This is a genomic window from Leptospira ognonensis, from assembly GCF_004770745.1.
Lineage (GTDB): Bacteria > Spirochaetota > Leptospiria > Leptospirales > Leptospiraceae > Leptospira_A > Leptospira_A ognonensis.
The window spans coordinates 238,419-254,071 of the sequence record NZ_RQGD01000010.1 but is presented as its reverse complement, the minus strand read 5'-3'; the positions used below and the strand labels follow the sequence as shown (position 1 = coordinate 254,071).

Genomic DNA, 15,653 nt, shown 5'->3' with positions numbered 1-15,653 from the left:
CTTAGAGGTTTGCGTTAGTTTTCCTTTCCTTTGTTCATTTCTAGAATGCCGCCTTTCAAGACGGCAGTCGTCATCCCTGATCCGTCGGCTTGATCTAAGTCGATTTTACGAAAACTTTTGTCCAGGCGAAATGATACTTTCTCATCCGCTCTCGATGCTGATAATATTTTTTGAAAGGCGATGGAGGGAGCATTTTTGGGAAGGAAGACGATGATTTCGGTCACACTATCCTCCGTTCCTTCCTCCATGTTTTGCATTTTCATTTGATACCGAAAGTTAACATAGTATAAACGGCTGTTCTGAAAAAAATATTCCGTGTGCCAAATATACCTAGGAGAGGGAGGTGCGAGTTGGAGCACCTCTCTCTCCTCGATGATGATTTGGCGGATATTCTTCTTAAAGTAGATTGTTTGTGTGGTATGTGTGTTACTTTCCACATCCTTGTCCTTAAAGAAAGGATCCTTCGTGGAATCGTATTTCTTTTTCTCGGCTTGGTAAGAATGCAATTCCGAAAATTGTTTTTGCTGCCTCGTTTGCATTTTTTCTATGAGAACTTTCTCTGAATTTTGTGCAAAAATCGCAAAACAGGGAACCAGAAGGATTAGGAGGTAAGGAAACATATTAATTCATTTACAATCTTATTCTTATGTCTGTTTTTGTTTCATATAAGCAACTAACTGATCCAATGCGGCGTTCCAGCCATCATGAAACCCCATGTCGTTATGTTTCTTGCAATCCTCAATATTTTTATGTCTTGCAATGGCCGTATATTTAGTTCCGTTTCCGCTGACTTCAAAAAAGAGCATGGCACAAAAAAAAGGATTCGCAGATGGACGATAGTCCGGAAGGAAAGCATCAGTAAATACCAATTTTTTGAAGGGAATCACTTCAAGATAGCTACCCGGATTTTCATGTTTTGTCTGTTCAGGCGAAAGCATGACTGTGCGAAACAAGCCGCCAGGTCTTAAGTCAATATCACATTCAATCGTTTTCCATGGAGCAGGTGTAAACCAATGAACCAAGTGTTTTGGTTCTGTCCATGCCGCCCAAACCAGCTCAATCGGTGTCTCGACGGTTCGTTCAATGATTAGGTCCAGCTCGGGATTAAAGTTATCAATCTTCATTTTCTCGGTCATAAAAATCCTCTTTAAATAAGCAGAATAAATCATTGACAATATATTAGCAAATCTTTATTATACTAAATGGTTAAATAAAAATGACGAAAGCATCCCTCGAAAATGATCGCTTAAGTCTCACCTTTGGCGCCCTTGCCGATCCGACCCGGAGGGAAATCCTGAAAAAACTGCTAAAGGGGGAGACGAGTGTATCTGAATTGGCGAAACCATTTCGGATGACTCTCCCTGCGATTTCAAAACACATAAAGGTTTTAGAAAGAGCAGGTCTCATCGAACGCAGTTCCCATGCTCAGTGGCGTCCTTGTAAAATCCAGATCGCACCCTTGCAAGAAGCCGATGCCTGGATTGATACTTACAAAAAACTTTGGCAAGTTCGTTTCGACCAATTCGAGGAATATCTTCGGGATCTTCAAAATCGAGATCAGAAGGCAAAGATTCCGTTAGGTGAGTTTAAATTTGGAAAAAATAAAAAGAGCTGATGATTTGGATTCCAGAAAGTATCGAATTCGAATGTATCTAATTCTGGGATAAAATTTGAAAATTGTAAAGAATATAGGAATTTGAAATTTTGTTTCAATTATTCTTGGTCTAATAATGAGTTGGAAATAAATAATCAAGAGAGGATTTTATGAAGATAGCAGTAATAGTCGTTAGAAGTTTGATGGGAGCTTTGTTTATTTTTGGGTCATTGGCGTATTTCTTTCATTGGATCACGCCTCCGCCGCAAACAGGAAATATGAAATTGTTCAATGATGGCATGGAGGCCTCAGGCTATATGATAAACCTTGTGAAAGGAACGGAATTACTTGTCGGATTGGCGCTTGTCTCGGGAATGTTTGTGCCACTCGCGCTTATTATCATTTCACCAGTGATTGTAAACATTGCCTTTGTTCATATTTTTTTGGCTACTGAAGGCTTACCCGTTGCGATCTTTCTTGTACTAGCAAATTCCTTTTTGGGGTATGCAAACTGGAAGAGCTATTCGCACCTTTTCAAACCAAAGTCTAATTAGGCGACGTTGAAATAGAAAGTAATCTGATAAAAATTCTTGTTTTGCAGATTACTTTCATTTAAAACTCTGATGCCCGGGATGAATTTTTATCTTTGGAAATTTTTGTGTAATCTCTTTCAGTTGGTTTAGATGTTTTCTGTTTAATTCTAAGGATGAAGTAAATTTACCAGGCGGGACGTTCTGTTCCCATCCCCAAGTCGTATGACAAGTATCACCAACAATCAATTGTGTTCCTCCCGTTGTTTGCACGAGGAAGGCAAGGCTCCCTGGGGTATGCCCACTCACCCAAAGCACATAAAGGGAACCGTCTCCAAAAAAATCTAAGATTTCTATATTTTCAGGAGATTTATTTTTAAATTCCAGTTGCTCAATTTTCACATTTTCACCAATCAATCTATCTGTTGAACCTTGGACAAATAAATTCAAAAACGCTTTATAATTCGATTCATCAGGTCCCACGTAAACCGTTGTTTGGTTAGGTAGATCTGGTACACCCATAATGTGATCTAAGTGCATATGCGTTAAAAATACACCGTTTAAAGTAATCTGATCGTCTTTCAAAGTCTCAGATAAAATAGATTTAATTTTTAATTTATCGAGGTTCATGACATTTTGAATCAGTTTCGAGACAGGCCAATCCTGAGGTTCTTTTTTAAATACATTTGATATCCCTGTATCAATGAGATATTTTCCAAATTTTGGATGTTCCACTATGTAAAAATAGATTTGAATCTCTTCCTCTCCCTCGACTAGACCAGCGCTCTTAGTTTTCGGGTCCTTGAAATCGAGGAGACCCGAGCGATCTGCAATCCAGTCTGCAGCGAGAAATTTTTGAAATTTGATGGGACCTTTTTGAGTGACAGAGGATTCGATTTCTTCAAACGATTTTGTTTTTCCTATTACCGTTTTCGAAAAGGGTCTTGTGCTTTGCGAACAGTGTAGAATAAGAAAGAAGGCTAGAATGGTTAGGCTCGGCGATTTCATATTTGTTCTTTGTTTCCTCAGTAAGCGAAATTGACTCATTTGCGAAACCATTCAGGAAGGTCCGGCATTGATTTTTCATACCACTCCCAATCTCCAAGTACGGTGGCTATAGGTGCATCGTTACTTAATACATTTTTTAAGCCACGACCCAAATCCGCTCTCGTAGTGGCTCGGTACGGCGAGTTGAATTTAGGAGAAGAGAAGAACTCGCGTTCATGTTTCCAGGCATAGTCTAGAAAGAAATCTTGAAATTTCTGATTTGAATTGGCATACTTTTCCTTTAGTTTCAGTAAATCTGGATCTTTAGTGTTTTTCATGGTTCTTTGAAGAACCAGGGAGATGCCTCGCACACTTTTGGAAAAAAATGTCCCTGCTCGGATGATCTTTCTCGAATCAGGCTTTGTTATAGCCCATTCATCCATTTTCTTTTTCACATATCCCATCGTACCATAAAATGCTAATGTATGTGGTAACCAGTAGAACGCGGAATAACCTATGCTTAGCTTAGGAGAAAAGGTCGTCTCCAAATTTAACATCGGATAGTAGGAGAATTCGAGAGCCGCTTCAATGGCTTCAGGTTTAGACTCGATGACAGGGTAGCCCACTTCGCCAAGCGCAGGAGTATAGATCAGGACATCAAATTTAGGCTCGATTCGATTTCCTTCCAGTTCTTCTTTTACTCGGAGGACAATCTGTCTATCCGCTTTCACATTGTGAAGAATGGTATCTGCGCCAGGGATTTGCGAATGACTTGATGTAGTCGCAATGATATGGCAATCCTTTTCGTTGGCTTTTAAGAATTCAATGGCACTGCTGCCGGCTTCTCCCGCTCCACCTACAATTAAGTATTTTTTTCCTGTCAAAACTTTTCCCCTTGTCCTGTACTCTCGTATAAATTTAGATTGATGGATTCTAAAAATCAATTCTTATATTCTGAGATACCTCTTCCATGATAGTAGATTTAACATGCATGCACTGTTTTGCTCTTCACCATATTTCTGAATCGAAAGTTGCGGGGAAGAAAGGTAAATTTCGATGTATTCGCTGTAAGGCTCTGACTCCCTTTTCTTTTAAAACTGAAGTTAAAAGTTCAAATATTACCGAATCGCCATCAGAAGAAACAAAGAGCCATCTCATTTTATTTGATTTAAATTTCGAATTATCTATCCCGAGCTCTCCTCTCCGTGGCCAATTACAAGGTACTTTTTTTCAACAGATCAATGTATTTTGGTTTGAAGACAAAATTATGTTTCTCACTCCCGAAGAACATGGTCACTTCGAAGCAAAAAATTTTGTGACCATCACGGGAAGTTTTGACCCCAAAAAATTAAAAGGACTTCAATTCGACATTCGCCCAAGTGATGCTCCTAATCCAAATCGAGAAATCATTGTATCTCCTTCTTTCCATACAAATTCTGGGTTTCGATTTTCCCTCTATGTCGAAGACCAAGATCAAAAAACAGTAAGAGGTCGTTTGTATCTCGCAATTCCTGATGCACAGAATACATATTTTTACGGTGCTTTCACTGCAGAAAAAATACTTTCGGTTAAGTTTTCCGCTGAGGGTTCAACTGATGTTGTCATTCCTGAATTTTTATCAAATTTTTTGACCGCAAAGGTACTTCTGCTTTCGGGTAACATCATTTATGTGCAAGATAGCTTTAATAGATTGAACAATGATGAGAAAGAAAAATTGTTTCAATTTATAATCGAAAATTGGAAGATTGAGAGCCCAGAGGAACCGTTGTCCTTCAAATTTTTTCAAGAGAATGTTGAGTTCGAGATTGTCACTTCAGAGAAAAAGCTTAACGAAGCCATCGTATTTTTGATCGCTAACCAAGTGCTAGTCGGTGAGAAATTTTGGAATGCGCTGAAGAAAAAAATAAAAAAATCACCTACCAAAGAAGAAAGTTACCTTCAAATTCTGAAGAAAAAATATCCAAATGAGATAGAACAAATCATTGTAGAACTTGCCAATCGAATGGTGATTCCGAAAGATCCCGGTTCGATCATTGCACGGGACGATGCCGAAAGCTTAAAGGCACTCATTGAATCTGGATTTTCTGTAAATTATGTGAAAGAAAGTGACGAGACCAATCCTCTTCGCTTTTCCTTACTCCAAGAGTCCGTACTCGGCGAAACGTCAAAATGTGCACTCGTCTTACTTGAGGCAGGTGCGGATTGTAATTATGTAGATACGATTGGTGAAAATGCTCTTTTCAAACTCTGCCAAAATAATTCGATGCACCTCCAAGAAAAGCTCATGCTGATCGATATTCTTTTGAAACACGGCATTCAGGTCAATCACCGGTCCCAAAACCAGATGACTGCCCTACATTGGTGTGGATTGTTTGGTGAACCTTCGCTTGCAAAAAAATTAATCCAGGCAGGGATAGATCTCGAAATCACGGATAGTACTTTAAATTCCGCACTTCATGAATGCTGTAAATTTGGTCATTCCTCCGTATTGGCTCTTCTGCTAGAGGCTGGCGCTAAAGCAAACAATAAGAACGATGAAGGCAAAACAGGACGCGATCTTGCGTTTGAGGCCTTAGAAATCGCACAATTAGAAGGCGATATCGAGAACCAAGAACGTTATGAGCGCATCCTTTCTCTATTAGATGTTTACGGCGGTTAGAATCGGCTTTCTTAAAATTAGTTTTAAGATGGTGTAAGACAATAAACCTACCGGTCCAAACATAAAAGTAAAAAATAGCGAAGGCAAAATAAGAAATCTCGAGATTCGATTTGCTTTCGCATCTTCCACTTCCCAAGTACCTACAAATAAATCAAAGGACAAATAATGCACCCATCCAGCAAGCAAGGCAAAGTCATTTGAAAAAAGAAGGCGGACACCTTCGAGGGTTCTAAAATTTCCACCTGACTTGCCGAATGATATTGATATTGCCACGAAATAAATTCCTGCAAAAAATAGAGCAGATAACAAAACAGAAGTAAAGTGCTTTGTATGTTTCCAGTTTGGAAAAACGACAAGTAGGATCCATCCAAACATGGCGATGGGGTTTACGATTTGGAAAATTTGGCTCGCTGACATTTATTTCTCCTCAAGTTGCGATCTGTTTTTTATTTAAATTGAATCCGAGCATGACCATCCCTATTGAGAATAGCGCCATACACATGGTATATGAAGAAAAATAATGGGAAGTTGTTTTAAATATTGATTCTCCATTTAATGCCTGTATGTTCATTGTCAAAGTAATGCCAAGAATGGCAATTCCCAAAAATCGCAATGGCAATCGGGAAAGAGGAGCAATATTCTTTTTACCATCGAGTCCCAGGAAAAGAATCGAAATGAGAGAGAATATTTGAAGCGCATGCATACCAAAGAAATGAGCCACTCGTAGGTCGCCGGCAATGGTGCTCCAACCTAAAAGAGCAAGCCCTGGTCCTCCGTCTGGAGCTCCAAAGGTATGCCCTCCGCTTGTTTGGAGGATGCCTTGTTTCATGAGTTCTATTTGTTCTGGTCTCGGCGTGGTCATGAAAAATCCGATGATCATTCCATAAGCAGATATAAATAACCCCCAGAGAAGGCTTTCGCGCAAAAAAGGATGCAAGGTTTTTTGTCTTACCAAGTGAAAACTCAGAACGAGATGCATGATCCAAAAGATTCCGATGCTGATACCCATTAGGGTAAAGAGAAAGGCATTAAAGCTAGATGAAACATTAAAATGGCTTTGTTCACCGCGCGCCGCTTGTCCGAATATGGCTACAATTTCGATGAAACCCGTGACAATTATGGTCCAAGAAATTTTGGATATGATGCTTTTCTTACCTTCGAAAAATGGTAACATCCAGAGTAAAGTCAGGGAATAGATACCTATCGAGAGTGAAAATTTGATGGGTTTGATCCATAGGTAACTTCCTGAAAGTTCTCTTTGGTCAAGGAAGAGTAGGGGGATGGCTAAAACGGTTAATACTGCCATTACCCAGAGATTCCAGTAAACAGGTGCAGCTGGATCATGGAAAGCGGGACGTTTAAAAAAACTCATATGGTTCTCCTCATATATGTTGACACTGTCTAAATTTAAATATACACTGTCAACATGAAATATATACAGCGACAACATTGAAATGAAAAAAAAGCAACCGAAAGAAAGAGACCTAAAACCCAAAAAAACAAGTAAACCCACTACTTCTTACCATCATGGAGATCTTAGGAATCTGGTTTTAAAGATTGCGGGAGATTTTTTGGAGAAAAGGGGGGCCCATAATTTGAGCTTACGCGATGTGGCCACAGAAATCGGAGTCAGTCATACCGCTCCCTATAGACACTTTCCTCGAAAAATTGACTTATTACATGCCATTACGACCATTGGATTTTTAGAATTACGAGATACTTTGGTGGAGGCATGGAAAGAGCATGAATCTGCCGTTGCCAAATTAAGAAAGGCGGGCGAAAATTACATTCGGCTTATGTGGAAATACCCAAGACGTTCCGAACTTATGTTTGGTGGTGAGGTTTATCTTGAGTCTGAATTACCCGAAGATCTTCAGGTAGCAGGTAAAGAGGCATATTTGGCACTCTACCATATCATTGAATTCGGACAAAAATCTGAAGAGTTTAATGCAGAAGTGGATGTTGAAAGTATGTCTATGACTGTGTGGAGTGCGGTGCATGGATTTGCAGCTTTAAATGAAAGAAGTGGCAAAAATGCTAAAGCCGAAGAGCAAATGCAAGATCTTCTAGATATCGTGTTAGTTGGAATTCGGAAAAAAGATTCTTAAGATTTTTTTCCGTTTAGAAACCAAGTCTCCATCTTGCCTTTGCCTTTGACTTCGATTTCACCTCTAGCTTCTAAATCATATTTATCTTTGAGGCGAGCATAGACTTCCTTACTAACATGCACCCTACCAACTTGGCCGTGAGATTCCATACGCGAGGCAATGTTTACAGTATCACCCCACAAATCATAAACAAACTTATACTTTCCAATGACACCAGCGACCACTTCACCAGAATGGATTCCGATGCGAACATTGATTTCATAACCCCAATTGTTTTTTATTTTCTCAAATACTTCACAAAATCGTAATGAGGCCTCTGCCATTCGCTCTAAGTGATCAGGAGCAGGATTAGGAATCCCTCCAGCTAACATGTAGCAGTCTCCAATGGTCTTGATTTTTTCTAGACCTAAGTCTTGTGTAATGTTATCGAAATCACGGAAAATATCATTGAGTATGGATACTAATTTTGATGCATCGTTCATCTTTGAACTGAGAACTGTAAAACCAGCAATATCGGCAAACAAAACAGAAGCATCTGCAAAGGAATCTGCAATGATTTCTTCGCCCGCCTTTAACCTTTCGGCAATAGGACCTGGTAGAATGTTTAATAATAGATTTTCAGATTTTTGACGCTCAATGGCTAGATTTTCATTGAGTGATCTGACCTTTTCAAGCGAGGACTTTAAGTCCTTATTTCTTTTAGAAAGGCTACGATAAGCATCCGCGTTATCGAGTCCGATTCCCAGGTAACTTGCAAGTGACCTGATGATGTTTAATTGTTGGTAATTATAAGCGTTCGCATTCCGACTTTGAATGGTAAATACTCCAACAACTCGGTCTTCTACTTTTAGAGGTATGTATACAATCGAACGGATGTCTTCTCCCCATTGTTTCCGAAGGCCGCTAATGCGCTCTTGGGATTCAAGATTGAGGTCTTCTAAGATGACTTCTTTGTTTCCACGAATGCAAATAGAGGAATAGTTATCGTCATTTAGATTTTCTAGAAAGATGGAAGGAACATAACTTCCTTGGTTCAAACTGAATTTGAATTTGACGCTATCCGATTCGGCGTCATAACTTCCTACAGAAATGATATCAAGATCCATCTCGTCTTTGAGTTGGTTGTATAGTTCTTGGAGGATTTTTTTGGCGTCTAGCGAAGATGTGATGACCTTTCCTAACTCGGAAAGTAAATGTAAATTGCGTATTGATTTTTCAAGTTTTGAATTAGAATTTTGGAGTTCATTCTGAATTCTCATGAGGCGATTTTGTGCGGAATCACCTACTTTTGTTAGTTTCTCTGTTTGTTTGAGAAGGTTTCCAAAGCGAAGAGATATGGAATCTGCGAGCATTTTTAGCTCTTCCGTTTTTAGATCAGGCTCCTTGAGTGCTGCTTGGAGTTGGTTCCAGGCTTCATGTTCTTCTTCGAAAACGCCACTCATTATTTGTAAGCAATCAGTTCATGTGGAAGATCGACATCTTCTAAGAATTCTTCCCCAGTATCTTTCATGTCCTCGTCATCTTGACGGTAATACCATTCGACATTGATTTTTCCGCCGTTCGAATGATAGATCTGAAGAAGGTCTAGGATATCGATGATACATTTTGAGGAGGAAGTATTGAAATAATCTAGTTTGAATAGAAACTTAAACGGTTTCTTTTGTGAAATGGTATGGTTGAGCCATTCGAATACAGGCTTAAAAAAACTTACTGCATTTTCAGGATAAGACTCTCCTGCAACTTCTGCCAGTCCGTTCTCAAAATCGAGTGTGACCTCTGGTGAATTTTTAGTGCTAGCGATGCGAATCGTTTCCATTGATTAATCTTCCTTTTTGAAAAAAGCGGTCAATGTGAAGAAGGTTTTATCTTCTGGCACATTTTCGATCGAATAAACGAGAGGTGCGTCTGACTTTCGTGCAATGTCGATGAGTCCCACACCAGCACCCTTGCTTTCGTCAGGTCGATCAGAGCGCAACTGCTTCGTATAGTATGATTTTTTTTCCTCAGGAGAGAGACCATTGATAAATTTAATTTTCTCTTCCATGCCTTCAATCTTTGATCGGGAAATGTAATTTCCAGAGCTGACATAATACCCCTCTGGCCTTTCCGTCACAACAATCATACCTACTCCAGATGTAGATTCGTCAGGGTTCGCTATCCTTTCAAGAGAATAATGAAGAATATTCTGGGCAAGTTCAACAAATACCGCAAAAATCTTTTTGATTTTAGATTCACCCTTCATGGAAGTTTGGATGATACTGCCAAGCTCCGTCAGAATGTCTTGGTAGAGAGCGCCTTTGAAGTGTATGAGAAGGCGATGCTCCTCCATGTTTTTATACTGATCATATGTTAAAATATCCATTTTTTGCATTTAATTTTTACTTTGCTCCTGTTGAATTTAGCTTATCCGCGATCATACCATGACTCCTGCGACTGTGATATCATCTCGTTGGTCTTCTGTTCCCATATGACTGTGTAAGAATGATAAAAAAGCCTTTTTCTGCTCTTCACCTGACTTCGAAAGATTCTCTTCTGCGATTCGAAGGAAATTCTTAGTAGAAACTCTAGTCCTCTCGGTATTTGATTGATCAGTATATCCATCGGTCGATAGATACGCAACCGTTTTACCAGGTGTATACGAGATCTCGTGAGTCGTAAACGTTCTTAACTCCTCTTTTTGTCTCCCGCCTATCGAAGCTTTGTCACCCTTATATTCTCTAAAACCTTCGGGTCCATAGACATAAAGCGGACGTTTAGCGCCTGCAAATTGGAGGGTATTTCCAGAATAACGAATCAAACAAATATCCATACCATCCATCGAGTTTGCATCACTGTCTGCCTGACGCAAAACAGTACGAACGCGAATATTTAACTCTTCCAAGATTTTACCAGGATCCGTAATGCCTTTTTCGTTCACAATGGCATTTAGCGAGTTGATGCCGATCATGGACATAAGCGCCCCAGGAACCCCGTGCCCCGTACAGTCAGCCACCGCAAATAGTACTGAATCTTGTTTCTTTGTATGCCAGAAAAAATCCCCAGATACGATATCCTTCGGCATAAACAGTACAAAATGATCGGTGAACGAAGATTTTAACGACTCCAAAGAGGGTAACATCGCTTGTTGGATGTTAAGTGAGTAAGTAATGGATTCTGTAATGTGTTTGTTTTTTTCAGCAAGTTCGTCATTGGCATGTGCCAATTCTTGAGTTCTATCCCGAACCTTCTCTTCCAAACTTTGGTAGAGTAGGGCATTGTCGAGGGAGATCGCAGCCTGAGAACTAAGAAGTCCGATCGTCTGCAGTCTGTCTGGCGTAAAGGCACCCTCGGAAAGGTTATTTTCTAAATAGAGGATTCCCGAGAGGGCACCTTGTTTTAGAATCGGAACACAAAACACCGATTTGATATCATTTTCCTGAACATATTTATCAATCGCGAACCGAGTATCTTTCGTAGCACAATTCAAAACTAAAATTTCGCGCGTACGTTCTGCAAAGTAGATAATTGACCTTGGGACGTTGGCATAAGTTTCCAGAGGAGCGTGCATCATGGTTCGCATCTCGCCTTTTCCTAAGGAATGCTCTGCTTCCACAAAGAGTCCGTCGCCGTCCCTGAGGAGAAGAACACCCTTTTCGGCACCGGCATTTTCCATCATGATTTGCATGAGTTTTGATAAAAGACTTTCGAATTGGATCTCTCCAGATATCGCAACAGAACTCTTAACTACGGATTGTAAGTCGAGGGATTGGCCCGAATACATATCTGTTGTCGTCGCCGAGATGGTAAGTGAGAAATTTTTTGTTCCTGTAAACTGTCTGTTTTCAATGATGTAATCAGAATATCTCTCTTTTAGTTCAGTACATTTACGTGTCGCACCCCATTGTTCATAAAGTTTATAAGCATCGGTAAAATATTCAGCGACATTTCTATCATTCTTTTTCGATAACCAAAATCTGGCGGCAACTTCAGAGATAATCGCTTCCATTTGAACAAATTCGCCTGACCTTGCTTCTGTGACAGCTTGGTCGTACAGTTTTGCTGCTTTCCAGTTTTTATATTCAAGGCGAGCCAGCTCAGCTTCGATTAACAAATATTTGTGATAAAAATTTTCAGGGCTATTTTGAGCCCAAATTTTCATCTGTTTTTGATTGGCTTTGATCCGAACGATGATTTCTTTTCGTTCATTTGTTGGCCTGATTTTGTAAAGAGAAGATAGGCAGAGAGAGACAAAAAAATTTAGCTCAGCGTTACTTACGAGTCCAAACAAGAATACAATGTTTTTACTCGCTTCTTCAAGAAGTTTGAGTGCTTCTTCTGGCTCTTCATAAATATAAAGTGCCTGCGCTTTCAAAATATTATAGAGAGTGATCGAATAAAGACCCTTATGTTCTTCGCAAGTCTTGAGATATTCTTCTTCGGTGATTGTCGCATTTCGGAATTCCAATGCGGCAGGAGTTAGACCTCGTAAATTACTGACAATGAGATCAAATGCAAGAACAGTATCCGTGGCGAGAATGCTCTTTACTTTTCTGCCAAATAACACGAGTCTATTGATGTCATTAGCAAATTCCGAGAGTTGTTTCCCTTGGAAAAAAAGACAAACAGGTGCATTCATCGCTCCTAAAGATCCATGTTGGAATTCACCTGATTCTAGGGATGCTTCTAGTCCTTTTCTGTTGATCTCTTCTGAATGTTTTACGTGACGAACCCAAGGACTTGTAAAATTTCCGAGAACATTTGCAGCTTTCGTTAGATCTGATTTTGACTGGAATTTTTCAGCTATCTGATACGCAAGTGTTCCGAAATCATCTCCGTCTTTATACTGACCAAAGCCACTTCCGAGTATGATTCCATAACATGAATATCCATAAGACACAGGGTTTAATCCATGTTCTAGATAAAGGTTAACAGTAATGAAAACAAGCAACGGAAACATGTTGGGATAAGCGTTCCAGCAAGGACTCATTAAGTCTGTGAGCAAGGTGACCGCAGCTTTCATTTCCGCGTTTGTCATAAGTGGTGCATCAATCAGAGTTTCTGTTGCTTTCCCATTTGAAAGTTCTTTGATACGTGCGACTTCCTTTCCAATGGCTTCATCCACATTTTCTTTTGAAATGTGAATTCCTAGAAGTTTGAGTGCATCAAAACCTGCGTCTACAGATTCTTTATATGCTGCCTTCAAGGAGTATTGGATGATCAAAATTTTATAGGTTTCTGCTTTCTCCAGTGGAGTTTTTGCATGTTTCAAAATGCTCGAAATTAATTTTTCAGAAGCATCAAAGTTTCCATTAAGATACTCTGCTTCCGCTAACCCGCGATATAGATCAAAGGATAGTTGGTATTGTTCATTCCAAACTTTCGTCTCATCCGGATGGATTTGGCGCAATAGAGTCTCCGCTGTCTTTAGATAATCTAAGCAAGGAGAGTAAGCAGCGGCACTTCTAGCGCGTTTTGCGGCGATCAAATTTAAGTGTAAAAATTCCTTCAAATCATCATGATTTGTTGTGGAGGTAGCACCTTTATTGCAATGGCTGACGATATCGAATATTTTCTCTTCAACCATTTCCTTGGGAGTCGATGAGAGCATAACCTTCGCTATGGAAAGATGAAGTCTTGGTCTTTCCTCTGCGGATAGTAATTCATATCCAGCTTGTTGCACTCGATCGTGTTGGAACCTGAGTCGGATGGAAAGTGCCGTATTTTTATTCTCTTCTGATTTCTCGTTTCCAAGGGAATCAATACGTCGATATTCTTCACCAACAGGGATGAACAATTCCTCGCGAACTGTATCATCTATCAATTTGATAATTTCTTTGTAGCTGTAATGTGTAATTTGCGAAAGCGTATAGAGATCAAATGTATTGCCAATGCTGGAAGCGGTTCTGAGCAAATCTTGACTTTCCTTTGGAAGTGCTCGCATTCTCTGCAATAAGAGTTCCACTACGTTATCGGAGATCGCGGCCTCTTTAATTTTTGAGAGCTCCCAAATCCATGCACCTTGGCCTTCCGATCCAGCAGTTCCGTCGAATCGAATCAAATCTTTTCGGATGAGCTGCTTTAAGAGTTCCGTAATGAAAAATGGATTGCCGCCCGTTTTTGATCCAAGTAGATCCGCTAACGGCTGTACTTTGTCCTTAGGTGTATATAGTGAATCACTTAAAAGTTCCCCGATATTGGCATTTGATAAAGGTTTTAGGATGATGGAAGGAAGGGATCCGCTCTCTTTTTTGATATCATCTATGAGTAGTGTGAATGGGTGGTTCGCATCAGTCTCATTGTCCCGATAGGCAAGCATGATGAAAAGAGATCCTGTGCTTCGATCCTCAAGTAGAGTGCGAAGCAAGTGAAGCGATGCAGAGTCTGCCCACTGCATATCATCAAGGAAAATGGCAAGCGGGTGTTCACGGTCAGCAAAAACGCGAATGAATTCGAGGAAAACCGCATAAAACCTGTTCGCGTTTTCGCTCGCGCCCATCTCGGCCACTGACTTTTGTTCACCAACGATATGGATGAGGTCAGGCAGAATGTCAGTGATCACCTTACCGTTGCTTCCTAGGGCTGCGAGAATCCTCTCACGCCATCTGGAAATCGATTCCGGCGGTTCCGTTAAAATCATTCTAACTAAGGAGGATAACACTTGTAAAATGGCGCTAAAAGGCTCGCTACGATTGTACTGATCGTATTTTCCAGAAAGAAAATAACCTCGAAGGGCTGTGATCGGCTTTTGTACTTCACGAACGAGAGAGGATTTTCCTACGCCAGAATAACCACCAATGAGAACGACTTCCGTAGTCCCCTCATTCCCTACCTTGTGAAAAGAGGTAAGCAGTTGTTTCAGTTCTTCTTCACGTCCATAAAGTTTTTGAGGGATCCTAAATTCTTCAGAGAAGTCACGAGCACCAAGAGGAAAGGTATCTGAAATTTTTCCGTCTTTGTAAAGTTTGTATGATTTTTCTAAATCGTATTTTAAACCGTAAGAGGTTTGGTATCGGTTCTCCGCATTTTTTTCCAAAAGTTTTAGGATGATGGCGTTCAAAGAAGCAGGAAGTTTAGAATTTACATCCACAGGATTTCTTGGCGGTTTGGCAATGTGAGCGTGGATGATCTCCATTAGGTCGGAGCCCTTGAAAGGTAACTGACCCGTTGACAGCTCAAAAAATAAAACACCTAGCGAATAAAAGTCGGTTCTATAATCGACGGATCGATTCATCCTTCCCGTTTGTTCTGGAGAGATGTATTGGACAGAACCTTCTAGCTGGTTAGGTGCATAGAATCCGCTTTCTTCTTTTGAAAGTCGAGTGGAAATACCAAAATCGATTAATTTAGCTTTTGATGTATCCGGAAAATAGATGATATTGTCAGGTTTGATGTCTTTATGCATCACCTTATGTCTGTGGAGTTCTGCCAGGTCTTCGGAAAGGCTAATGGCAACATCGTAAAACATAGACAGAGGCATTTGATGGTCTTCTTTATTTGCAACGATATCCGGTAAAAACAATCCTTGTAAGTAATCAATCACAAGGGCATGTCCATCGGGGAGCCTTCTAAATTCAAAAGGCTTGATACCGAGGCCATATCCATTCAGATATGTTAAAATTTCGAATTCATTTCTAAGATTGACAATCGCAGGATGTAATGGATCTGAAATGGCAACAAATTTGATGACAACTTCTTTGCCGTCATCGTTAGATACGCCTTGGTATACTTGGGAAGGAGAACCTTCAGCATTCATCCGCTTGCGGATATGGTAGCCAGAAAATGAAATCATACTTTAT

At 40.1% G+C, this 15,653-nt stretch carries 14 protein-coding genes; 4 read left to right on the top strand and 10 right to left on the bottom strand.

Going from position 1 to position 15,653, the window contains the following annotated elements:
- Positions 1-14: 14 nt before the first annotated feature.
- Positions 15-620, bottom strand: coding sequence for a hypothetical protein (locus EHQ58_RS03675; protein ID WP_135622087.1), 606 nt, complete (start codon positions 618-620; stop codon positions 15-17).
- Positions 621-644: 24 nt separating this feature from the next.
- Positions 645-1,136 (bottom strand): SRPBCC family protein, encoded by a 492-nt coding sequence (locus EHQ58_RS03670; RefSeq protein WP_135622085.1) that lies wholly within the window; start codon positions 1,134-1,136, stop codon positions 645-647.
- Positions 1,137-1,216: 80 nt separating this feature from the next.
- Here EHQ58_RS03670 and EHQ58_RS03665 point away from each other — a divergent pair, with 80 nt between their 5' ends.
- Together EHQ58_RS03665 and EHQ58_RS03660 are read left to right on the top strand one after the other, a co-directional pair.
- Complete coding sequence (locus EHQ58_RS03665; protein ID WP_135622083.1) at positions 1,217-1,615, top strand: ArsR/SmtB family transcription factor; 399 nt, start codon at positions 1,217-1,219, stop codon at positions 1,613-1,615.
- 149 nt (positions 1,616-1,764) lie between these two features.
- Entirely contained in the window at positions 1,765-2,148 is a 384-nt protein-coding gene (locus EHQ58_RS03660) for a DoxX family protein (RefSeq protein ID WP_135622081.1), read from the top strand.
- A 54-nt stretch (positions 2,149-2,202) separates the two neighbouring features.
- Here the strand turns inward: EHQ58_RS03660 and EHQ58_RS03655 are convergent, their stop codons facing one another.
- On the bottom strand, positions 2,203-3,132 hold the full coding sequence (locus EHQ58_RS03655) for an MBL fold metallo-hydrolase (RefSeq protein ID WP_135622079.1): 930 nt from the start codon (positions 3,130-3,132) through the stop codon (positions 2,203-2,205).
- Positions 3,133-3,167: 35 nt separating this feature from the next.
- Positions 3,168-3,995, bottom strand: a complete 828-nt coding sequence (locus tag EHQ58_RS03650; RefSeq protein WP_135622077.1) for an MDR/zinc-dependent alcohol dehydrogenase-like family protein — start codon at positions 3,993-3,995, stop codon at positions 3,168-3,170.
- Positions 3,996-4,081: 86 nt separating this feature from the next.
- Between EHQ58_RS03650 and EHQ58_RS03645 the strand changes: the two genes are divergently transcribed.
- Positions 4,082-5,770: an ankyrin repeat domain-containing protein gene (locus EHQ58_RS03645; protein WP_135622075.1), complete on the top strand. Its 1,689-nt coding sequence runs from the start codon at positions 4,082-4,084 to the stop codon at positions 5,768-5,770.
- Here the strand turns inward: EHQ58_RS03645 and EHQ58_RS03640 are convergent.
- Complete coding sequence (locus EHQ58_RS03640) at positions 5,750-6,187, bottom strand: ABA4-like family protein (RefSeq protein WP_135622073.1); 438 nt, start codon at positions 6,185-6,187, stop codon at positions 5,750-5,752. The two genes, EHQ58_RS03645 and EHQ58_RS03640, sit on opposite strands and share 21 nt — an antisense overlap.
- Before the next feature lie 10 nt (positions 6,188-6,197).
- Positions 6,198-7,142: a hypothetical protein gene (locus EHQ58_RS03635; RefSeq protein ID WP_135622071.1), complete on the bottom strand. Its 945-nt coding sequence runs from the start codon at positions 7,140-7,142 to the stop codon at positions 6,198-6,200.
- Between the two features lie 82 nt (positions 7,143-7,224).
- On the opposite strand from EHQ58_RS03635, the gene EHQ58_RS03630 reads away from it, so the two are divergent.
- Positions 7,225-7,878, top strand: a complete 654-nt coding sequence (locus tag EHQ58_RS03630) for a TetR/AcrR family transcriptional regulator (RefSeq protein ID WP_135622069.1) — start codon at positions 7,225-7,227, stop codon at positions 7,876-7,878.
- On the opposite strand, the gene EHQ58_RS03625 is transcribed toward EHQ58_RS03630, so the two are convergent.
- Genes EHQ58_RS03625 through EHQ58_RS03610 form a run of 4 tightly spaced genes read right to left on the bottom strand, consistent with a single transcriptional unit; the run spans position 7,875 to position 15,646 of the window.
- Positions 7,875-9,320 (bottom strand): adenylate/guanylate cyclase domain-containing protein, encoded by a 1,446-nt coding sequence (locus EHQ58_RS03625; RefSeq protein ID WP_135622067.1) that lies wholly within the window; start codon positions 9,318-9,320, stop codon positions 7,875-7,877. The genes EHQ58_RS03630 and EHQ58_RS03625 overlap by 4 nt on opposite strands.
- Positions 9,320-9,694, bottom strand: a complete 375-nt coding sequence (locus EHQ58_RS03620) for a DUF1987 domain-containing protein (protein WP_135622065.1) — start codon at positions 9,692-9,694, stop codon at positions 9,320-9,322. The genes EHQ58_RS03625 and EHQ58_RS03620 overlap by 1 nt, the downstream gene beginning before the upstream one ends.
- Positions 9,695-9,697: 3 nt before the next feature.
- Positions 9,698-10,249 carry a SiaB family protein kinase gene (locus EHQ58_RS03615; protein ID WP_135622064.1) on the bottom strand — a complete coding sequence of 184 codons (552 nt, stop codon included), beginning with the start codon at positions 10,247-10,249 and terminating at the stop codon, positions 9,698-9,700.
- Positions 10,250-10,291: 42 nt separating this feature from the next.
- The gene (locus EHQ58_RS03610; RefSeq protein WP_246047102.1) at positions 10,292-15,646 is read right to left on the bottom strand and encodes an AAA family ATPase; all 5,355 of its coding nucleotides are present in this window, start codon (positions 15,644-15,646) and stop codon (positions 10,292-10,294) included.
- Positions 15,647-15,653 lie beyond the last annotated feature (7 nt).